The organism is Solirubrobacter ginsenosidimutans, from assembly GCF_027587205.1.
In genome coordinates, this window is sequence record NZ_JAPDOD010000072.1 from 13,931 (window position 1) to 34,895 (window position 20,965).

At 71.8% G+C, this 20,965-nt stretch carries 17 protein-coding genes and 1 pseudogene; 6 read left to right on the forward strand and 12 right to left on the reverse strand.

Annotated elements, in window-relative coordinates; all coding sequences use genetic code 11:
* Positions 1–103 precede the first annotated feature (103 nt).
* The 7 genes from OM076_RS40670 to OM076_RS40700 all read right to left on the reverse strand — a co-directional run bounded on the left by OM076_RS40670 (position 104) and on the right by OM076_RS40700 (position 7,549).
* Complete coding sequence (locus OM076_RS40670) at positions 104–1,450, reverse strand: diguanylate cyclase (protein WP_270045931.1); 1,347 nt, start codon at positions 1,448–1,450, stop codon at positions 104–106.
* A 141-nt stretch (positions 1,451–1,591) separates the two neighbouring features.
* The gene (locus OM076_RS40675; protein ID WP_270045932.1) at positions 1,592–2,761 is read right to left on the reverse strand and encodes an RNA polymerase sigma factor; all 1,170 of its coding nucleotides are present in this window, start codon (positions 2,759–2,761) and stop codon (positions 1,592–1,594) included.
* Positions 2,722–3,060 carry a YciI family protein gene (locus OM076_RS40680; RefSeq protein ID WP_270045933.1) on the reverse strand — a complete coding sequence of 113 codons (339 nt, stop codon included), beginning with the start codon at positions 3,058–3,060 and terminating at the stop codon, positions 2,722–2,724. The genes OM076_RS40675 and OM076_RS40680 overlap by 40 nt, the downstream gene beginning before the upstream one ends.
* A gap of 36 nt (positions 3,061–3,096) precedes the next feature.
* Complete coding sequence (locus OM076_RS40685) at positions 3,097–4,857, reverse strand: NAD(P)/FAD-dependent oxidoreductase (protein ID WP_270045934.1); 1,761 nt, start codon at positions 4,855–4,857, stop codon at positions 3,097–3,099.
* A 189-nt stretch (positions 4,858–5,046) separates the two neighbouring features.
* Positions 5,047–6,447 carry a sensor histidine kinase gene (locus OM076_RS40690; protein WP_270045935.1) on the reverse strand — a complete coding sequence of 467 codons (1,401 nt, stop codon included), beginning with the start codon at positions 6,445–6,447 and terminating at the stop codon, positions 5,047–5,049.
* Positions 6,444–7,145 (reverse strand): response regulator transcription factor, encoded by a 702-nt coding sequence (locus tag OM076_RS40695; RefSeq protein WP_372518137.1) that lies wholly within the window; start codon positions 7,143–7,145, stop codon positions 6,444–6,446. The genes OM076_RS40690 and OM076_RS40695 overlap by 4 nt, the downstream gene beginning before the upstream one ends.
* Before the next feature lie 44 nt (positions 7,146–7,189).
* Positions 7,190–7,549: a YybH family protein gene (locus OM076_RS40700; RefSeq protein WP_372518138.1), complete on the reverse strand. Its 360-nt coding sequence runs from the start codon at positions 7,547–7,549 to the stop codon at positions 7,190–7,192.
* A gap of 61 nt (positions 7,550–7,610) precedes the next feature.
* On the opposite strand from OM076_RS40700, the gene OM076_RS40705 reads away from it, so the two are divergent.
* Both OM076_RS40705 and OM076_RS40710 read left to right on the forward strand, forming a co-directional pair.
* Positions 7,611–8,456, forward strand: a complete 846-nt coding sequence (locus OM076_RS40705) for a LysR family transcriptional regulator (protein WP_270045938.1) — start codon at positions 7,611–7,613, stop codon at positions 8,454–8,456.
* A 6-nt stretch (positions 8,457–8,462) separates the two neighbouring features.
* Positions 8,463–9,434 carry an LLM class F420-dependent oxidoreductase gene (locus OM076_RS40710; protein WP_270045939.1) on the forward strand — a complete coding sequence of 324 codons (972 nt, stop codon included), beginning with the start codon at positions 8,463–8,465 and terminating at the stop codon, positions 9,432–9,434.
* Here the strand turns inward: OM076_RS40710 and OM076_RS40715 are convergent.
* Positions 9,431–10,513: an FAD-dependent oxidoreductase gene (locus tag OM076_RS40715; RefSeq protein WP_270045940.1), complete on the reverse strand. Its 1,083-nt coding sequence runs from the start codon at positions 10,511–10,513 to the stop codon at positions 9,431–9,433. The two genes, OM076_RS40710 and OM076_RS40715, sit on opposite strands and share 4 nt — an antisense overlap.
* A 30-nt stretch (positions 10,514–10,543) precedes the next feature.
* Here OM076_RS40715 and OM076_RS40720 point away from each other — a divergent pair, with 30 nt between their 5' ends.
* Positions 10,544–11,605 carry a hypothetical protein gene (locus OM076_RS40720; protein ID WP_270045941.1) on the forward strand — a complete coding sequence of 354 codons (1,062 nt, stop codon included), beginning with the start codon at positions 10,544–10,546 and terminating at the stop codon, positions 11,603–11,605.
* Here OM076_RS40720 and OM076_RS40725 read toward each other — a convergent pair.
* The gene (locus OM076_RS40725) at positions 11,602–12,702 is read right to left on the reverse strand and encodes a zinc-dependent alcohol dehydrogenase (RefSeq protein ID WP_270045942.1); all 1,101 of its coding nucleotides are present in this window, start codon (positions 12,700–12,702) and stop codon (positions 11,602–11,604) included. The genes OM076_RS40720 and OM076_RS40725 overlap by 4 nt on opposite strands.
* Positions 12,703–12,794: 92 nt before the next feature.
* Between OM076_RS40725 and OM076_RS40730 the strand changes: the two genes are divergently transcribed.
* Genes OM076_RS40730 through OM076_RS40740 form a run of 3 tightly spaced genes read left to right on the forward strand, consistent with a single transcriptional unit; the run spans position 12,795 to position 16,880 of the window.
* Positions 12,795–14,159: a proline dehydrogenase family protein gene (locus OM076_RS40730; protein WP_270045943.1), complete on the forward strand. Its 1,365-nt coding sequence runs from the start codon at positions 12,795–12,797 to the stop codon at positions 14,157–14,159.
* On the forward strand, positions 14,156–15,712 hold the full coding sequence (locus OM076_RS40735) for an aldehyde dehydrogenase family protein (protein ID WP_270045944.1): 1,557 nt from the start codon (positions 14,156–14,158) through the stop codon (positions 15,710–15,712). Before OM076_RS40730 ends, OM076_RS40735 begins: the two co-directional genes overlap by 4 nt.
* A gap of 34 nt (positions 15,713–15,746) precedes the next feature.
* Positions 15,747–16,880, forward strand: a complete 1,134-nt coding sequence (locus tag OM076_RS40740; protein ID WP_270045945.1) for a PucR family transcriptional regulator — start codon at positions 15,747–15,749, stop codon at positions 16,878–16,880.
* Here OM076_RS40740 and OM076_RS40745 read toward each other — a convergent pair.
* The 3 genes and pseudogenes from OM076_RS40745 to OM076_RS40755 form a co-directional block, all read right to left on the reverse strand.
* Positions 16,877–18,247, reverse strand: a complete 1,371-nt coding sequence (locus tag OM076_RS40745; protein WP_270045946.1) for an FAD-dependent oxidoreductase — start codon at positions 18,245–18,247, stop codon at positions 16,877–16,879. The genes OM076_RS40740 and OM076_RS40745 overlap by 4 nt on opposite strands.
* A complete protein-coding gene (locus OM076_RS40750) occupies positions 18,244–20,184 on the reverse strand; it encodes an MMPL family transporter (protein WP_270045947.1) in 1,941 nt (646 codons plus the stop codon). The genes OM076_RS40745 and OM076_RS40750 overlap by 4 nt, the downstream gene beginning before the upstream one ends.
* Positions 20,185–20,199: 15 nt before the next feature.
* Positions 20,200–20,965 (reverse strand): annotated as a pseudogene (locus OM076_RS40755) (mycofactocin biosynthesis glycosyltransferase MftF); the annotation flags it as partial.

The following is a 20,965-nucleotide window of genomic DNA, read 5'->3' on the forward strand; positions in this document are numbered from 1 at the left end:
ACCCCTTAGGTTTCCTTTAGGTCGCGTTTCGCCGTGCAACGCCGGTTCTCGACCCGTTCGCGACTTAAACCCCACCTAAGGGGTCTGGCCCCTTAGGTGGGGTTTAGGTTCCGGCGAGCCAGGCGAGGGCGGTGCGGGTGAGGGTGGCCGCGTCGGGGCGCAGGTGGGTGCCGGCGACGTGGTCGATCTCGGCGAGGGCGTTCTCGGGGGTGAGTGCGGCGCGGTAGGGGCGGCCGTGGGTCATCGTGTCCCACGCGTCGGCGAGGGCGAGGAGCTGGGCGCCTTCGGGGATCGCTTGCGCCGACAGCGCGGCGGGGTAGCCGGCGCCGTCCCAGCGTTCGTGGTGGTGGCGCACCCACGACGCCTGCTCGGGGTCGAGGACGCCCGCCGCGAGGCCGGCGCCGATGGCCGCGTGCTGGCGGACGTGCTCGAGCTCCGGGCCGGACAGCGGGCCTGGACGCGAGAGGAGCTTGTCCGGCAGCGCTGCTTTGCCCACGTCGTGCAGGCGGGCGGCCTGGTGTAGGCGGGCTTGGCGCGAAGGGTCCCAGCCGAGCGCTTCGGCCAAGGCGACCGCCAGGTCGGCCACGCGCGCGCCGTGCTGCGGTTCCGCGACCTCCGCGAGCGCGTCCAGCCCACCCACCCGCCCGCGGGCGATCCGGCCGGCCGTCCGCGCCGACCACACCAGGGCGGCGTCGCGGCCGAAGGCCTTCGACCAGTACAGCGCCTCGTCGGCGCGGCGGAGCAGGTTCTCGGGGCTGCGCGCCGTGCTCAGGTCGCAGATCCCCATCGACGCGGTGACCCGCAGGCCGCCGGCGAACGGCGTGGCGTCGATCGCCGCGCGCAGCCGCTGGGCGGCGATCAGCGCGCGCTCCGCGGAGTCGTCGGGCAGCAGCCACGCGAACTCCTCGCCGCCGATCCGCCCGACGGCGTCCACGGCTCGCGCCGCACCCGCGATCCGCCCCGCCGCCTCGGCCAGGACGCGGTCGCCCGTCGGGTGACCGTGAACGTCGTTGATGGCCTTGAAATGGTCGAGATCGATCACGACGAGGCTCAGCGGCCGGCGTTCGAGCGCGCAGCGTGCAGCTTCCGTAGCCAACCGCTCGCGAAACGCGCGCTGGTTGAGCAGGCCGGTCAGCCCGTCATGCGATGCACGGTGGGCGAGCACGGACGGCGCGCTCGCGTCACGCACCGTGATCACGCTCCCGTGCGCGGCGCCGATGTCACACGGCGAGACCGTGACGAACCGCGACCGGCCGTGCACCTGCACCTCGCCGGTGCCACCCGGCGGAAGCCAGTCCGGCGCGGGCCGGCCGGTGAGGTCTTCGCCGGTGAGGCGGTGCAAGGCACGGTTGGCGAGGACGACCTCGCCGTCGCAGACGACGAGCACGCCGTCGGGCAGCAGCTCCAGCGCAGCCGCGGCCGCCGTGTGCGTGAGGTCGGATCGCGTCACGTTCCCAACGTCGGCCCGCACCCTGAGCACACCCCGCGAGAACCCTGGGAGAAGGCTGAGACCGGGCTGGGCCCGGCCTTCGCCAAGGGGGGTGCCCCGGGAAACTCTCGCGGAGCGATACCTAGACCGGGCACCCCCTCGTCATTCGGCGAGCCGGCGTTCGAGGAAGCGTCGTTCGGGGTCGGAGGCGCCGCCCAGCTCCAGGGCGCGGCGGTACGCCTCGCGCGCTTCCTCCACGCGGCCCAGCCGGCGGAGGAGCTCGGCGCGGGTGGAGTGCAGGTAGCGGTAGCCGTCCAGGTCGAGGGCGTCGCAGATCGCCAACGCGCCCGCGACGTCACCCGCCTCCGCGATCGCGACGGCACGGTTGAGCGACACGACCGGTGAGCGGGTGACCGCTGCCAGCTCCGTGTACAAGGCAACGACCTGCGGCCAATCGACCGGCGACTCGAGCTGCAGCGACGCGATCGCCGCCTGCAGCGCGTACGGGCCGCGCGAGGCCAGCGCGCGCGAGAGCAATAGACGCCCCTCCGCGATCTGCCCGCGATGCCACAACCCACGGTCCTGATCGGACAGCAGCACCAGCTCACCACCCGCGAACCGCGACGCCCGCCGCGCGTCGTGGCAGAGCATCAGGGCCAGCAGGCCGAAGACCTCCGGCTCATCGGGCATCAGCACCGCCAGCACACGGCCCAACCGGATCGCCTCGCTCGCCAGTTCCCCACGCGAGTCGTAGCCCGCGTTGAAGATCAGGTACACGACCGCCAACACGGCGGCCAGCCGATCCGGCAGCAGCTCGTCCGCCGGCACGACGAACGGGATGCCGGCCCCGCGGATCTTCGCCTTCGCGCGCGAGAGGCGCCGCTTCATCGTCTCCGGCGCCACCAGGAACGCCGCAGCGATCTCCTCGGTGCTCAGCCGGCCCAGCGCCCGCAGCGTCAATGCCACCTGCGCCTCGCGGCTCAACGCCGGATGGCAGCAGGTGAAGATCAGCTCCAGGCGCTCGTCGCGGATGTTCGGCTCCTCCGTCACAACAGACTCCTCGACCAACAGGGGCAACTTGGCCGCGAGCACCCGCTCACGCCGGAGCCGGTCGATCGCCCGCCGCTTCGCCACCGTCACCAGCCACGCGGTCCGATTCGCCGGCTCCCCCGAGCGCGGCCAGTGCTCGGCCGCGGCCACGAACGCCTCCTGGGCGGCGTCCTCGGCGAGATCGAAATCGCCGAGGATGCCGACCAGGATCGCGACCACGCGGCCCCACTCCTCGCGCAGGTTCAGCGCAGGAACCCCCGCACCGGGCGGATCTCTACGCACCCGCCCATGCGCGCCGCCGGAACCCGGGCGGCGAGCGCGATCGCGCCGTCGAGGTCGTCGGCCTCGATCACGTAGTAGCCGCCGAAGACGTCCTTGGTGTCCGCGAACGGGCCGTCGGTGACGAGCGTGTCACCGTCGGCCACGCGCACCGTCGTCGCCATCGAGACCGGCTGCAGGTGCGCTGAGCCGACGGCTTCCTCGCCCACCGCCATGTACTCGGCGGTCATCGCCGACCGCTCGTCGTCGCTGAGACCCTCGTAGTTGGAGGGCCGCTCGTAGATCAGGAGTGCGTAGTGCATGACTCAGAGACGAACGAGCATCGCACCTGGGGACAGCTAGCCGAGATGATGCACCTCCTGCAATCCGTAGACCGGCGTGTCGAGGCCTTCCAGCCGCGCCTTCAGCTGCAGCGCCAGATAGAGCGAGTAGTGGCGCGACTGGTGCAGGTTGCCGCCATGGAACCACAGCGCCTCCTGCTGCGTCGGCTTCCACATGTTGCGCTGCTCGCCCTCCCACGGGCCCGGGTCCTTCTTGGTGTCCGAGCCCAGGCCCCAGACCTTGCCCACCTTGTCCGCCACCTCAGGCGAGATCAGCTCCGCCGCCCACCCGTTCATCGACTTGTAGCCGGTGGCATAGACGATGACGTCGGCGGGCACCGAGCGCCCGTCCTCCATCACGACCGAGTCCGCGGTCAACCGCGCGACCTGCCCGTTGACCAATTTGATGTCACCCGATGCCACCAATTCCGACGCGCCGACGTCGATGTAGTACCCCGACCCGCGCCGCAGGTACTTCATGAACAGGCCGGAGCCGTCCTCGCCCCAGTCCAGGTCGAAGCCGGCGGCCTCCAGCCGCGCGTAGAAGTCGGCGTCGCGCTCGCGCATCTGGTCATACAGCGGGATCTGGAGCGCGGGCAGGACGGCGTACGGAAGCGACGCGAAGATCATGTCCGCCTTCTCGGTCGTGACGCCGGCCGCGACCGCCTCCTCGGAGTACAGCGCGCTCAGCCCGATGTCCATCAGCGTGCTCGACCGCACGATGTGCGTCGAGGAGCGCTGGACCATCGTGACATCGACGCCCGCCTCCCACAGCGCCGCGCAGATGTCATGCGCGGAGTTGTTGGACCCGATGACGACGACCTTCTTGCCCACGTAGCCGTCCGGACCCGGGTGCCGCGACGAATGGTGCTGCTCACCCAAGAACTCGTCCTGCCCGGGCAGCGCGAGCTGGTTCGGCTGCGACGACATGCCCGTCGCGAGCACGAGCTGCTTTGGCCGCAGCACGACCTCCGAGCCCGCGCGGTCGACGACCACCTCCCACTCCGAGCCGTCGAACGAGGCCGAACGCACCGTCGAGGAGCCCCAGTAGTTGAGCTCCATCACCCGCGTGTACATCTCCAGCCAGTCGCCGATCTTGTCCTTGGGCGAGAACACCGGCCAGTTCTCGGGGAACTTGATGTACGGGAGATGGTCGTACCAGACCGGATCGTGCAGGCAGAGCGACTTGTAGCGCTTGCGCCACGAGTCGCCGGGGCGCTCGTTGCGCTCGACGATGATCGTCGGCACGTCGAGCTGCCGCAGCCGCGCACCCAGAGCGATCCCGCCCTGCCCGCCGCCCACGATGAGCACATACGGCTGCTCCACATACCCCAGCTCCGAGGCCTCCTTCTCGCGGCGCTCCAGCCACGACAGGCGATCGCGGTCGGCGCCATGCTCGACCCCGCGCGGGCGTCCCGGGCCCTTCGGCTCCTCGAACCCGCGCAGCTCGTCCAGGGCGGTCAGCAGCGTCCACGCCTTGCCGCCGATCAGGCGGAGAATCCCGCTCCCCCGCCCCACCGCGGTCTCGAAGGCGAACCACGCCTCGGTCACCCCGTCTGCCTCGGTCGGCTCCTGGGTCGTGTGGAAGCCGTGCGCGCCCGCGTCGGTGTGCTCGAGCAGGTCGCGCACGCCCGCCGGCCCTTCGACGGTCTTGATGTTCCAGGTGAAGGCGATCAGGTCGCGCCAGTAGCTCTCCTCGCCGAAAAGCTCGGCCGCGGCCGCCGAGTCGCCGGACGCGAGCGCGTTCTCGAAGTTGCCGAGCCACTGATCGACGGACATGTCTCTCCTCCTGCCGGAACCTGTGCGCAGGGGATTATCGTGCTCGCGTGCCGGCACCGGGGGTGCGGCGGGTGGTCAGTTCCGCCGGGACGCCCAGTCGCGAAGCAGGGCCTGGACACGGACGTGGGCCGGCACGCGAGCGATAGCCCATTGTGTCGCGGAATCCGGGATCGACAATCCCCGAGCGCTCTAGTTCCGCACCGGAAGTCGGACTTCGAACGCCGCGCCGCCGCCTGGCGCGTTCGCAGCCGACACCGACCCGGCGTGGCCGTCGACGATCCCGGCGACGATCGCCAGCCCGAGGCCCGCGCCGTCCTTGCCGCGCTCGCGCCCGCCCTCGGCGCGCCAGAAGCGCTCGAACAGCGCATCGGCGTCGTCGGTCGGCAAGCCTGGCCCGTGGTCGCGCACCTGCAGCTTCACCGCACCGTTCTCGCGCACCACGGAGACCTCGATCGGCGTGCCCGAAGGCGTGTGCACGAGCGCGTTGCGCAGCAGGTTCGCGAACACCTGGCGCAGCTGGTCGGCGTCGCCCGTGACGGCGACCGGCTGGGCGTGCAGCTCGATGTCACGGTCGGGATCGGTCGCGCGGGCGTCGTCGACGGCATCGCGGGCGAGCACCGAGAGGTCGACCGAGCCGTGCGCCGCTTCGCGCACCTCGTCCAGCCGCGCCAGCGTCAGCAGGTCCTCGACCAGCACGCCCATGCGCGCGGCCTCGTCCTCGATCCGGCGCATCGCCTTGGCGATGTCCTCCGGCTCGCGGGCGGCGCCCATGCGGAAGAGCTCCGCGTAGCCGCGGATCGATACCAAGGGCGTACGGAGCTCGTGCGAAGCGTCGGCGATGAAGCGGCGCAGCCGCTCCTGGCTCGCCTCGCGCGCGGCGAACGCGTCCTCGAGCCGGTCGAGCATCCGGTTCAGCGCCAGCCCGAGCCGCCCGACCTCGGTGCGCGCGTCGGTGGTCTCGACGCGGTGGGAGAGATCCCCGCCGGCGATCGCCGCCGCGGTGTGCCCCATGCGATCCAGCGGGAGCAGGCCGACGCGCACCACGACGAGCGCGAAACCGCCGATGAAGCCGAGGGCGACGACGATCACGATGCCTTCGACGAGCAGCAGGCGCTCGAGCGTCTGGTTGGTGGCGCTCATCGGGATCGCGGCAACGACCGTCGTCCCGTTGAAGCCGGCCTGCGCGAGCACGCGGTAGTCGCCCATCGGCGTGTCGACGGTCTCCGGCTCGCCGACGGCGATGTCGGCCGGCAGCGTGGGCTTCTCCCCCGTCTCGTCCAGGCCCAGGAAGCCGGACGTGATCACCTTGCCGGAGGAGCTGTCGCGCAGCTGGCCGAACGTGTCCTGGGGCGCGCCGCCGCCGGGCGGCGGGCCGCCACCGCCACGGCGGTCGCCACCGCCGCCGTAGGGCTCGACGTCGCCGGAGAGCTTATGCTGCAGCCCGATCGTCGCCCCCGTCAGCTGGGCATCGACGCGGTCGAGCAGGAAGGAGCGCTGCGAGGCGTACGTGACCGCGCCGACGAGCAGCATCCCGGCCGCGGCCAGGACGAGCACACCCGCGACGAGCCGGCCACGCAGCGAGGCGATCATGCCCGCGGCGTCCTCAGCGTGTAGCCGACGCCGCGCACGGTGTGGATCAGCGAGGGACCGAACTGATCGAGCTTCTTGCGCAGGTAGCTGATGTAGGTCTCCAGCACCCGCGCGTCGCCGCCGAAGTCGTAGTCCCAGACGTGGTCGAGCAGCTGCGCGCGGGTGAGCACGCGGCGCGGATTGAGCATCAGGTACCGCAGCAGGCGGTACTCGGTGGCGGTGAGCTCGATCGGCTCGCCGGCGCGCGAGACCTCCCGCGAGTCCTCGTCGAGCTCCAGGTCTTCGAACGACAACCGGCTCGACTCGGGCTCGGCGCGGCCGGACCGGCGCAGCACGTTGCGCACGCGCGCCAGCAGCTCCTCGAGCGAGAACGGCTTGGTGACGTAGTCGTCGCCGCCGGTGGTGAGCCCGCGGATCTTGTCCTCGGGGGCGTCGCGGGCGGTCAGGAAGATGATCGGCGTGCCGGCGCGCTCGGCGCCGAGCCGGCGCGCGACCTCGAAGCCCTCCATGTCGGGGAGCATGACGTCGAGCACGATCAGGTCGGGACGGAAGGCGGCCACCTGAGAGAGCGCTTCAGCGCCCGTCCCGGCGGCCTCCACCGTGAAGCCCTGGAACCGCAGGGCCATCGAGATGACGTCGACGATGTTGGGCTCGTCGTCGACGACCAGGACGCGGTTGCTCTCACTCATCGCGGTCAGTATCGGCCGCGAAGCTGTGAGTTTCCTGGGAGGCGTCTGAGCGGTTACCCGCGCGTGAAGTCGGGGCGATCGAGGACGCGCAGCCAGCGGCCGTCCGGTTGGCGGCGCACCACCTGGGCACGTGCGCCCGCGTCATCCTGCGGCTCCGTCGCGGTCAGCGCGAGGTCGCCGCTGATCAGCGTGGTCAGCGGCTCCTCGTACTCGAAGTGCGGCTGCTGCGCGAGCATGCCCTCGTAGAGCGCGACGATCGCGTCGCGGCCCCGAGTGATCTGGCCGGGCGGGAACGCGATGATCGCGTCCGGCTCGTAGAGGTCCGCGAGCCCCTCCGCATCGCCGGCGTTGACGCGCTCGACGAACAGGCGGGTGATGTCCTCGGGTGTCTGTGCGGTGGTCATGTCCTTCATGGTGTCCACGAATCCGCATACGTACAACAGCTGGTTGTGATGGGAGCTAGCATCGCTGCGTATGGAACTGCGGCAGCTGGAGTACTTCGTCGCGGTGGTCGAGGAGGCGAGCTTCACGCGTGCCGCCGAACGCGTGCTCGTCGCGCAGTCGGGCGTGAGCGCGCAGGTGCGGCGGCTCGAGGCCGAACTGGGCATCGCACTCCTCGATCGCGGCGGCCGGACGGTGACGCTGACCGAGGCGGGCGCGGCGGTGCTGCCGTTCGCGCGGGCGGCGCTGGCCGCGGTGGGCGGGGTGCGCGAGGCGGTCGACGCGCTGCGCGGGCTCACCCGCGGGCATGTGCGGGTCGGGATGGTGACGGCGGGGCCGGCGGTGACGCTGACCGACTTGCTGGCGTCGTTCAACGCGCTGCACCCGGAGGTCGAGATCACACTGATCGAAGACGCGTCGGACGCGCTCTTCGCCGCGCTGCGCTCCGGCGAGCTCGATCTGGCGTGCGCGTCGCTTGGCCCGAATCCGCCCGAGGGCGTCGAGACGCACGTGATCATCGACGCCGCGGTCGTGGCCGCCGTCCACCCAGGACACCCGCTGGCACGGCGTGAAGCGATCGAGCCGGCGGAGCTCGCCGCCTACCCGCTCATCTGCCTGCCGCGCGGGACCGGGGTGCGAGCGCTGTGGGACGCCAAGGGTGTGCGCGCGCGGGTGGCGTTCGAAGCGTCGGACCCGAGCGTGCTAGCCCAGCTGGCCGCGCGCGGGCTCGGCGTCGCGATCCTCCCCGAGCCGGCCGCCGCCGGCCTGCACACGCTCGCGCTCGGCCTGCGCGGGCAGATCGCGCTGGCCTGGCGCCCGGGCGGGCCTTCATCTCCCGCGGCACGGGCGTTCATGGAGCACGCGAGGGGTAGCGTGTGAACCACCATGCGCGCACCGTTTCAGCTGGACCTGCACGTCCCGAACTTCAACTGGCCGGACACCTCGCCTGAGGCGTTCTTCGAGAAGCTCGTCGAGATCGCCCAGACCGCCGAGGAGTCCGGCTTCAGCTCCATCTCGATGATGGACCACCTCCACCAGATCCCGCCGGTCGGCCCGGCGGAGAACTGGATGATGGAGGGCAACGCGATCCTCGCCGCCCTGGGCGCGCGAACCTCCAAGATCAACCTCGGCCTGCTGGTCGGCGGCGTGACGTATCGCAACCCCGCGCTGGTCGCCAAGCTCACGACCACGATCGACATCATCTCCGGCGGGCGTGCCGTGCTGGGCATCGGCGCGGCGTGGTTCGAGGCGGAGCACCTGGCCTACGGGTACGACTTCCCGCCGCTGAAGGAGCGCTTCGAGCGCCTGGAGGACGCGCTGAACATCACCCGCATGATGTTCACCGAGCCTGTATCGACCTACGCGGGCAAGCATCACCGCGTAGAGGGGGCCTTCAACAACCCGAAGCCGATCCGCGGCGACATCCCGATCCTGATCGGCGGCAGCGGCGAGCGCAAGACGCTGCGGATGGTCGCGCAGTACGCCGACGGGTCGAACCTGTTCGGCGACGTCGAGCGGGTCAAGCACCTGCTCGGGGTGCTCGAAGGCCACTGCGACACCCTCGGCCGTGACATGGGCGAGATCACCAAGACGCGGATGGGGACGATGTACATCGCGCCCACCCACGAGGCGGCGATGGCGAAGCTCGAGCCGGCCGTGGCCGGTGCGGCGGACCCGGATCGCGCGCGGGCGCAGGCCTTCGTGGGTGAGCCGGACGAGGTCGCGGCGCAGGTGCAGGCGTACCTCGACGCGGGCCTGGACGGCATCACGTTCTCGATGCCCGACGTTCACGACCTCGAGTCCGTCGCCCTCGCGGGTGAGACGCTCTCGGCCGTGATCGGAACCAAGACCGTCTAAGCGACCATCCCCTCGCGCTGCAGGTAGAAGCGGTTCGTCGCGGCCTGGTCGCCGCGCAGGGTCTGCCGGAACGCGAGCAACTCGGGCGGCGCCATCAGGTGCGCCGCCCCGAAGTTGGCGTCGAAGTCCTCAAGCGTCGCCGCGTCGCGGCGGCGCTCGTACTCGGGAAGGTCGTCGAACGATTGAGCCAGCAACTCGGCGTCGCGCAGCGCGTCGCAGACGCCGAGCGCCATGAACGGATCCTTGTGCACGCCGGCGTCCCCGACCAGCGCCCAGCCCGGACCGTGGGACCGGCGCACGAAGTTCGGCAGCTGGGTCGCCCCGCACACGCGCTCCTCGCGCCGACCCGCCCGGATGCGCTCGCCGAGCCCCGGCGTGGCGTCGATCACCTCGTACATCGCCGCGTCGATGTCGCGCTTGACGCGCGCGAGCTCGGTCAGCGGCCACGCGATGAAGACCCCGAACAGATCGTCGTTGGTCGGGAACGCGAACACCGCCGTGCGGTCGCGGACGATCACCGAGAGTCCGGGCTCCGGGACGCCGCTCCAGTAGCTGAAGTACCACACGGAGATCGCGGGCTGCTCGCGCAGGACGGGCGCGCCGACCTGCTTGGCGACGCCCGAGTTGCGTCCGTCGGCGCCGATCACGATCCGCGCCTGCTCGCTCTCGATCCCGGTGACGCGGTCGCCGTCGAAGGACAGGCTGCGCACCGGGTGCGCCTCCCGATACTCCGCGCCGGCCTCGATCGCGGCCTCGACCAGGATCGCGTCGAGCGCGCTGCGACGGGGGCCGACGCCCATCGGGATGCCGCCGGCTTCGAGCTCGGTCCCGGTGAGCGGGAAGTCGCCCATGTCCGAGGTGAACTGCGTGACCCGCGGGCAGCCGCTGGCCAGGACCCGGTCGAGCAGACCCCACTCACTCAGGCGCCGCGGACCGTGCCGGTGGATGAAGTGCCCGTGCGGGATGTCGCTGCCGAACCGCGCGCGGTCGACCAGCAGCACGTCGCGACCGCTCCTCGCGAGGAGCATGGCCGTCGCCGCGCCCGCGCACCGGGCTCCGATCACGATGGCGTCGTACATCGACTGCCTCATTTGGGACCCTAACCGACCATGGCGACCGTGTCACCGGCGGATGTGCAGCGCATTGCGGCGATCGAGAGCCCGGTCCTGCGCAACCTCGAGATCACCCACGCGTACTCGCTGCTCGCGGCGGCGGTCGCGGAGCGGGGTTCAAGCGGCGCGAACTGGTGCGTGTTCGCGACGTGGGCGTCGCGCCAGGCGGGTGCGACGATCCGCGGCGAGGACGCGCTGGACGTGCTGACGGACCGCCTGGGCGGCGGCTCGCTGCTGCACCCGCTGCGGACCTTCGGGCGCTGGCTGCTGCGGCGCGGGCTGCTGAACCGTGGGTCGCGGCTCGGCCGTCTGATGGGTCGCCTGCACACGCCGTTCGACGCCGTCGAACTGGCGAGCGACGCCGTCGCGCGCGGCAACCGCAAGGTCTTCGAGGAGATCGGCTACGAGTTCGCGCGCTGGCTGGCGGCGGCGGATCTCGACACGTTCCTGAGCGGATTGCGCGCCGGCGACCCGCCAGATGGCCAGCGGCTGCTGCGCTCCGCGTTCACCCGCTACTCGGACCCCGCGTCCGGTCCGCAGGAGCTGCTGCTGGCGAACCTCGAGATCGGCCTGCACGAGCAGACCCGCCTGCAGCCGGAGATCTGCGAGGCGCTCGACGCCGCGACGATCACCGCCGAGGAACTGGGCCGCCGCCTGTGCCCGAACCGCCGCCCGCGGGTCCAGAAGGCCGCGGGGCTGCTCGCGGCGCCGGTGCAGGGCTGGCTCGCGGAGCTGTCGCGCGAGATCATCACCCACTCGCTGATGGTGCTCTCGGTCCCGGGCCGCATCCTGCTGCTCGGCGCGAACCTCGACGACCCGTTCCCCGAGGTCCTGCGGGTGCTCTCCGACGAGGAGCTGGCGGCGCTGGTCGCGATGTTCGAGCCGTCGGGCGTCGACCACTCGGGCGCCACCGACTGGTCCGACCTGCACCAGCGGATGCACTACATCGTCCACCTCTTCCGGGCCTTCCACGAAGACCGGGTGTTGTTCGACGCGCCGTTCACGCCGGTCCAGGTGAAGGCGATCCTCGCGGGCGTGATCCCGGACGGGGACCTCTAGCGGCCCGGCTCGATCAGGACCTTCAACGTGCCCGCCTTGACGAGCTGCTCGAGCGCGTCGCGGGTGCGGTCGAGCGGGTAGGCGCCGGTGACCAGCGGCTCGGTCTGGACGCGGCCGCTCGTGATCAGCTCGATCGCGTCCGGCCAGTAGCCGACCGAGCCGAGGACGCCGATCAGGTCGACGTCGCGGACGACCATGCCGTCCCAGTCGAACGGGATCGTCGGCGCGCCTGAGAGGCCGACGGCGACGACGGTCCCGCCCGGGCGCACGGCCGCGAACGCCGCGGCGATGGCCGCGGGGCCGCCGGCGCAGAGGATCGCGACGTCGATCAGGTCCTGCTCGCCGATCGCGTCGAGGATCGCGCGCATGGCCGCGGGGTCGCCCCAGCCGCCGCTCGGGGTGAGCGGGCCGTGGGCGTGGCCGGCGTGCGGATCGTCGTGCGCCTCGCCCGCCGGCACGGTCGCGCGCGGGAAGCCCAGCGCGGCGGCGAGCGTCAAGCGGTCCTCGCGGGTGTCGGTCACCACCACCGACGCGGCACCCTCCGCGCGGGCGCACTGCGCGGCGAGGAGGCCGATCGGCCCCGCGCCCACGATCAGCACCCGCTGTCCCGCGACCCGCCCGCGACGGACCGCGTGCAGCGCGACCGAGGTCGGCTCGACCAGCGCGCCCGCGCGCGGCTCGAGTTCCACCCTGTGGGCGTGCGCCGCCGGATAGAGCATCCGCGAGGCCATCGCGCCGTCCATGTGGACGATGCCCGTCTCGGTGCGGCGACCGCACAGGTGCGCTCGGCCCGCCAGGCAGCGCACGCAGACGCCGCAGCCGATCGCGACCTCTCCGACCACCCGGTCACCCGCCGCGAACCCGCTCACGCCCGCGCCGACCTCGACAACGGTGCCCGTCCATTCGTGTCCCGGCACGATGGGATACGCCGCGATCCCCATCCGGAAGTAGGCGAGCGAGCCGTCGAAGATCTCGATGTCGGTGCCGCAGATGCCCACGGCCGTCGGCGCGATCAACAGCTGCCCCTCCCCCGGGGCAGGGTCGGGCCGCTCGACGAGCTCGAGCACTTCGGCACCGTGAAACTCGATCGCGTGCATTCAGCCTCAACCAGGATTGAACAACCGTCGAAGGAACTCCGGACGGCTGATGATGGTGACGGAACTCGCGAGGGCATAGCGTCGCGCCGCGAATGAGGACACTCCTTCCGCCCGCCCCTGGATCAGCACCCGCCAACTCGGACCGCGAGCAGCGCGTCCGCGAGCTCGGCCGCAGGATCGCCGCCGGGCAGGCTGCCGCGGGTGGAGGGCGCACCCGCGTACTCGAGGACCGCGGCATGGAGCTGCTCTCGCGCGATCCAGCTTTGAAGGCGGCGCTCTTCCGTCTTGTAGACGTGGCCCCGGCGTGCTCGGGGCCGCGCGAAGTGGCCGCCCACCTCGCCTCTCTCCTCGGCGAGGTGGAGCGGCCGCTCGCGCCCGTCAAAGCCGCGCGCCGCGCGTCGCTGCGCCCCTCCACGCGGTACGCCGTGGGCAGCGTGGCCGGCATCGCGGTGCACCGGATGGCCAAGCGGTTCATCGTCGGCGCCGGGCCCGCCGAGGCCGTGCCCGCCCTCCAGCGCCTGTGGACCAGCGGCGCCGCGACCTCCGTGGACCTGCTCGGCGAGGCGACCGTCACCGCCGCCGAGGCCGACCGCTACGCCCAGCGCTGCAACGAGGCCCTGAGAACGCTCGCCCGGGCGGCGGCGAACTGGCCCGCGCAGAAGACCCTCGAAGCCGACTCCCACGGCCCGATTCCGCGGGTCAACCTCAGCGTCAAGGTCACCGCGCTCACCGCCCGCGTGCGCGCCGAGGCGCCCGAGTTGGGGATCGAGGACGCCAAGCACCGGCTCCGCAACCTCCTCCGAACGGCCAAAGCCGTCGGCGCGCACCTCCACGTGGACATGGAGTCGATGGACTCCCGCGACCTGATCACCGAGCTCGTGATCCAGCTGCTCAACGAGCCGGAGTTCCGCGACGGACCGTCGGCCGGGATCGTCCTGCAGGCCTACCTGCGCGACGCGGACGAGCAACTCGACCGCCTGCTCGAGGGCTACGCGGCCGCCCAGCGCTCGCTGCCGCTGACGATCCGCCTGGTCAAGGGCGCCTACTGGGAGCACGAGACCGTCGAGGCGCGCCAGAACGGCTGGACGCCGCCGGTCTTCGAGGCCAAGGTCGAGAGCGATCGCAACTTCGAGCGCCTCACCCGCCGCCTGATCGCCGAGAAACAGCTCGTCCGGCCGGCGATCGCGTCGCACAACGTCCGCTCGATCGCCCACGCGCTCGCCCACGCGGAGAACCACAAAGACATCGAGTTCCAGGTCCTTCGCGGCCTCGGCGACGACCTCCAGCAGGCGCTCGCCGGCATGGATCTCCGCGTTCGCACGTATTGCCCCGTGGGAGACCTCGTCGCCGGCATGAGCTACCTCGTGCGCCGGCTGCTCGAGAACACCTCCAACGATTCCTTCCTGCTGAGCCGTTCCCGCGGCGATGACCTCGACCAACTTCTCGCCGCCCCATGAACTTCATCAACGAACCCCTCCTCGAACTGCGCCGTGCCCCCGTGCGCGAGACGCTCGTCGACGCCCTGGCGGCGCTCGACGCCCAGCTCCCGCTGCGCGTGCCGGTGATCGTCGGCGGCGACCGCCGCGACGCCCCCTCCTTCGAATCGACGGACCCGGGTGCCCCCGACCGGGTCGTCGCGCTGGCGACGTCGGCGACCACCGCCGACGTCGATGCCGCGGTCCGCGCCGCAAGCGCCGCGGCACCCGCGTGGGAGGATCGCGGCGCGCACGCGCGCGCCGCGATCCTCTCGCGGGCCGCCGGTGAGCTGCGCCGCCGCCGCTCCACGCTCGCCGCGCTGGCCGTCCGCGAGTGCGCGAAGCCGTGGGCGGAGGCCGACGCCGACGTGTGCGAGGCGATCGACTTCCTCGAGTACTACGCGCAGCAGGCGATCGCGCTCGAGGGCAGCAACGGCCTCGTGCAGCTGCCCGGCGAGCGCAACACCATCCGCTACGCCGCCCGCGGCGTCGTCGCGGTGATCGGCCCGTGGAACTTCCCGCTCGCGATCCCCTGCGGCATGGTCGCCGCGGGCCTGGCGACCGGCAACGGCGTCGTGTTGAAGCCGGCCGAGCAGTCACCCGCCTGCGCGCACGCGGTCGTCGAGGCCCTGCTCACCGCCGGGGTCCCCGAGGGCGTCATCAACTTCCTCCCCGGCGAGGGAGACGTCGGCGCCGCGCTCGTCGCCCACCCCGGCGTTCACACGATCGCGTTCACGGGCTCGGGCGCCGTCGGCCTCGAGATCCTGCGCAAGAGCACCGAGCTCGCCCCCGGGCAGCGCCATCTCAAGCGCGTCGTCGCCGAGATGGGCGGCAAGAACTGCGTGATCGTCGACGCCGACGCCGACCTCGACGACGTCGTCCCCGCCCTCGCCTACAGCGCCTTCGGCTTCGCGGGGCAGAAGTGCAGCGCGGCGAGCCGAGCGCTCGTGCACGAGCGGATCGCCGACGCGCTGCTCGAGCGCCTGCACGGCGCCGTCGAGGCGCTGCTCGTCGACCAGGCGCAGCGCTTCGGCGTCGACGTCCCGCCCGTGATCGAGCCCGCCACGCAGGAGCGCGTGGCGCGCTACCTGCAGATCGCCCGCGACGAGGGCGCCCGCATCTATCAGCCGAGCGATGCGCCCGAGCACGGCCACTTCGTCGCGCCCGCCGTGGTCGACGGGCTCCCCCGCGGGAGCCGGGTCGCGGAGGAGGAGATCTTCGGCCCGTTGCTCGCGGTCCAGCGGGTGGCGAGCGTCGACGAGGCGTGTGAGATCGTCTCCGACTCGCCGTTCGCGCTGACCGGCGGCCTGTTCAGCCGCGACCCCGGCACGGTCGAGCGGGTGAGCCGCGCGCTGCCGGTCGGCAACCTCTACGTCAACCGCCACATCACCGGCGCGATGGTCGGCCGCCAGCCGTTCGGCGGCAACCGGCTGAGCGGCACCGGAACCAAGGCCGGCGGGCCTGACTACCTCTTCCACTTCGTCGAGCCCCGTGTGGTGACGGAGGACACGATGCGTCACGGACTCGTCGTCTGAGGGTCCGTCCGGTGTGAGCCATCATGATTCGGCCGTGGAGGCCGGACTTCAGGAGATCGTCGACGCCCTCAGCGTGCGCCTCGGGCGACCCGTCCTCGTCGACGACGTCGACCTGCGCCCGCTCGCGTACAGCATCCAGTTCGGCGAGCTCGACAGCGTGCGGACCGCGAGCATCCTCGGCCGCACGGCCCCGGACGCCGCCCGCGACACGCTCTTCGGCCAGGGCATCCGCAGTGCGCTGGAGCCGGTCCGCATCCCCGCGTTCCCGGGGATCGGGATGGAGGCGCGGATCTGCATCCCGATCCTGCGCGCCGGCCGCCGCCTCGGCTTCCTCTGGCTGATCGAGGACCCGCCGGTCGACGACGGCGAGCTGCGGCTCGCGCGCGAGGCCGCGACCGAGGCCGCGGGCGTGCTGCAGTCCGAAGCCGACACCCAGCTCGACCGCCGCCGCCGCGAGCAGGAGCTGCTCTCGGCCCTGCTCTCCCCCGACACCCGCGCCTCAGCCGGCGCTGCTGCGGTGCTCGAGGCCGATCACTACGTCCCGCCGCGCCCGCTGATCGTCATCGCCGGCTCGGGCAGCGCCGTCTCGGACGCGATCGACCGCTTCCGCGCCCGCGTCCCGGTCAAGCACTCGCTGTGCGCGGAGATCGGCGGGCGGGCGGTGTGTGTGGTGGGCGCGCAGGCGTCGATGCGTGGGGCACAGCTCGCCGAGACGCTGCGCAGCGTCGTGCCCGAGGGCACCGCGGCCCACGTGGGCGAGGGTGACGCCGTGAGCGAGCTGAGCGAGACCCGCAGCTCCTACCGCCGCGCGCTCGCGGCGCTGCGGATGGCCGAGGACCGCGGCGAGGACCTCGCGCGCTGGGACGAGATGCGCGCCTACCGGCTCCTCACCGCGCTCCCGCCGACCGCCTACGACGACATCCCCGAAGGGCTGCGCAAGCTGCTGAGCGGCGGGCACGAGCAGCTCGTCCTGACGCTCGAGACCTACCTCGATCACGCGGGTGACGTGAAGAGCACCGCCGCGGAGCTGTGGCTGCACCGCACGAGCCTCTACTACCGGCTGCGCAGGATCGAAGAGGTCGCCGGCGTGGATCTCAACCGCGGCGAGGACCGGCTCCTCTGCCACGTCGCGCTGCGGTTGGCGCGACTCCAGCGCTCCGGCGCCTAGCGCAGCGCGCCGGAGGCGATGTCGATCATCTCGCCCGTGCGCACGAGCTTCACGCGCGGGCGGCCCAGCGGCTCGCCGAGGCCGGTCTCGTGGGCGTCGATCGCGCGCCAGCCCTCCCACGTGACCAGTTCCGGGCACTGCTGGGAGAGGAACTGCTCGCAGGCGGCCGCATCGGCGTTCTTGGGCGTGTTCAGCTTGCCCGCGTCGCGGTCCTCGAGGATCCGGGCGACGGTGTCGGTCGCGTCCTTCTTGTTGGTCCCGATCACACCGGAGGGGCCGCGCTTGACCCAGCCGACCACGTACTCGCCCACCTCGTGCTCGCCGCTCTCGCCGAGCACACGGCCGCCGAGGTTGGAGATCAGGCCCTTGCGCTCGTCGAACGGGATGCCGGCCAGCGGGGCGCCGCGGTAGCCGATCGAGCGGATCACGAGGCCGCAGGAGATCACTTCCTCCTCGCCGGTGGACACCGCGCGGCCGTCGACGATCTCGTTCTTGACGATCCGGATGCCCGTGACGCGGCCGTCCTCGCCCTCGCCCAGGATCTCGACGGGCGAGCGCAGGAAGCGCAGGTCGACGCGGTGGTCGTGACCGTGGGGCTCGCGCTGCGAGTACTCGCGCATCAGCTCGACGTTGCGCTTGTTGGTCGGGTCGCCCTCGGTCTGGAGCCAGTTCGCGCTGAAGGCGTCGAGCTCCATGTCGGCGGGGTCGACGATGATGTCGGCGCGGGTGAGCTCGCCCAGCTCGCGCAGCTCGGGCGTGGTGAAGGCGGCCTGCGCCGGGCCGCGGCGGCCGAGCACGATCACCTCGTGTACGGAGGCCGAGGCGAGCGGCTGGACGGCGTGATCGGCGGTGTCGGTGGCCGCGACCTCGTCCGGGTCCAGCACGAGCATGCGGGCGACGTCCACGGCCACGTTGCCGTTGCCGATCACGACCGCGCGGGTCGCGCTCAAGTCGAACTCGTGGTCGGCGTAGTCCGGGTGGCCGTTGTACCAGGCCACGAACTCAAGGGCACCGTGACTGCCGGGGCGGTCCTCACCGGGGATGCCGAGGCGGTTGTCGCTCGCGGTGCCGACCGCGTAGAGCACGACGTGGTAGCGGTCGAGCAGGTCCTGGCGGCTGATGTGCTCGCCGAGCTCGACGCTCCCGTAGAAGCGAAAGCCCGGGTGCTTGGCGGTCTTCTCGTACACGCGGGTGACGCTCTTGATCTTGGGGTGATCAGGCGCCACGCCGGCGCGGACCAGGCCGAACGGCGTCGGGAGGACCTCGAGCAGGTCGACCTCGAAACCGGCTTTCAGGAGCTGGTCGGTCGCGTAGAAGCCGGACGGGCCGGCACCAACCACGGCGGCACGAGGGGCGATCTCGCTCATATGGCTCTTGATCGTAGAAGGAGCGCGATCGACGGGACGAGGAAGATGCGGATCAGGAAGGTGTCGACCAACAGCCCGAGGGCCACGGTGAACCCGACTTGGAAGAGGCTCTCGAGCTCGGTGGCCAGCAGCGTGCAGAAGGTGCCCGCGAGGATCAGGCCCGCGCTGGTGATCACGCCGCCCGTCTTGACCAGGCCCTTGACGACGTCTCCCTCCTCACGGATGCGGGTGATCAGGAAGATGTTGTAGTCCACCCCCAGCGCCACCAGGAACACGAACGTGAACAGCGGCTGGGCGGGATCGGACTTGCCGAAGACGATCGTTGAGACCCCGAGCGCGAACGCGTAGGAGAGCAGCACCGTGGCGATCACGTAAATCGGCGCGATCAGACTTCGCAGCAGGAACGCGACGATGACGAACACCAGCGCCAGCGCGAGCGGGACGATCAGCTTGGCGTCCTGGCTGAGGCGGTGCTCGTTGTCGAAGATCTCCGCCGTCGGCCCGCCGACGAGCGCCTTCGGGTCCAGGCCGCGCGCCTGGGCGCGGATCTGCGGGATCGCCTTCGTCGCGTTCTCGGTGAACGGGTCCTCGTTGAGCGTCAGCTTGACGAGCGAGAGCAGGCCGTCTTCCGAGAACCCGACCAGATCGGCGGAGTAGACGTGGGCGCGCAGCGCGGGCAGCGCGTCGGCGACCTTCTTGGCGTCGACGAGGACGTCCACCGGCCCCGCCTGGCCGGGCGGGAACTTCTCCTGCAGCTTGCGCAGGCCCTGGACGGACTCCGGCGGGTTGCGGAACTGCTCGCTGAAGTCGAGCGACTCGGTGCTCTTGAGGTTCCCGAGCGCGCCCGCGAGGAGCAGGGCGCCGACCGACAGGGCGAGCACCAGCGGCTTGCCCTGCACGAGCGCGCCGATGCGCGGCCAGATCGTGCTCTGGCGTGCGTGCTTGCGCTGCGGGAAGCGGCCGAGGGCGGAGATCACCGCGGGCAGGAGGGTCACGCCGGCGAGGACCGTCACCGCCATGCCGATCGCGAGCACCGGGCCCATCCAGCGGGTCGCGTTGTAGCCCGCGAGGCCGAGCACCAGCATCACGGCGACGACGATCCCACCCGCCGAGACGATCGCCGGCGCCGTCCGCCTGAGGGCCGTGCGCATCGCGTGCTCGTGCCCGATCTCCTCCCGGTAGCGCGAGAGCAGGAGCAGGCAGTAGTCCGTGCCGGCGCCGAACATCAGCACGATCAGGATCGCCGTCGCCTGGCCGGTGGCCTGATAGAGGCCCGCCTTGGCGCCCGCGTAGGCGAGCGCGGCCGCGACCACGTAGGCGATGCCGACGACGACCACCGGCACGAGCGCGACGATCGGCGACCGGTAGATCAGGCCGAGCAGGACGATCACCAGCGCGAGCGTGACGATCAGCAGCGTCGTGTCGATGCCCTCCAGCGCCGCGGTCTGGTCGGCCGCGAAGCCCGCCTCGCCGGTGACGAACGCCTTGTCCGAGACGCTCGCGCGCATGGCCTTGACGTCCCGTGCGACGGTCTCGGTGGCGTCCTGGCTCGTCCAAGCCGTGACGAGCTGGGTCGTCTGGTCCTCGGAGGTCGCCTTGATCACGCTCGACTGCGCGAACGTGATCGGCGGCAGCTCCCCGCAAGCGAGCTGCACCGGCGTGATCACGCGGACGATGTCCGGGATCGACTTCGGGTTGCAGAGTGCGAGCGCGTCGGTCGCGATCCGCTCCGGCGTCTCGTTGGCGTAGAGGATCACCGCCGTGGTCTCGCTCCCGCCCTTGAAGCGGGTCGAGATCAGATCGTCGACCTTCGTCGACTCGGCGTTGCGGTCCTTGAACGCGTCGCTCTCGTCGGAGGCGAGCGTCTGCAGTTTCGCTTGGAACGGGATCGCGACGAGCGCGGCGACGAGCCAAGCCGCGATCACGGCCCATTTCACGGCGCGAAGTATCCCTTAAAGCGTCGAGTGATCCAAAGTCCATGCTTTTGCGGGCAGAAGCGGGTCGAGCGTGCGCTGCTGGAAGCAGCCCTGCCAGAGGCCGATGCCGTACGCGAGATCGTCAGCGAGCTGGAGCGGTGACTTGGTCGCGAGCGCCGCGGCGAGCGGGGCGCGGGTACGTGGGAGCGTGAGCGCGGCGGCGGCGGAGAGCGGCCACCAGGCGCGGGTCAGGGCGTCGGCGACGACCCGTCCTGAGTGCCAGCTGCCGCGGGCGACGAGGTCGAAGGCGGTGCGTTTCGGGTCAGGGACGGCGTCTTCGAGCTGGCGGGCGGCGAGTGCGGTCGCAATGCCCACGATGGCCAGCGCGAGCGGGGGTCGCTTCGCGGCCAGCGTGACCCACGCGGCCGTCGTCCATGGTGAGACGTTGAGCGGGCGCGCCTTGCCGGGGTGTCGCTTCGCGATCCCGGCGGCGGTGCGCCCGTAGTAGACGCGGCGCGTGAACCACTTCGCGGGATCGGTCCGGTGCGCGTGCGCGACGTGCGCGGCGGGCTCGTAGCGCACGTACGGCACCCGCCACGCGAACTCGACGTCCTCCCCGCCTTCGAGCGTCTCGTCGAACCGCAGGTGCCGGCGCACGACGATCGCCGCCCCGGGCACGAACGGCACCCGCCCGTACGGAACGACGCGCGCGGGCGCGGGCCCGCGGTCGAGCGGCGACCGCGCGGCCTCGTACGCGCCGAGCGCGTCCGCGGCGCGGCGCCGCAGGGCGTCCGCGAGCCCG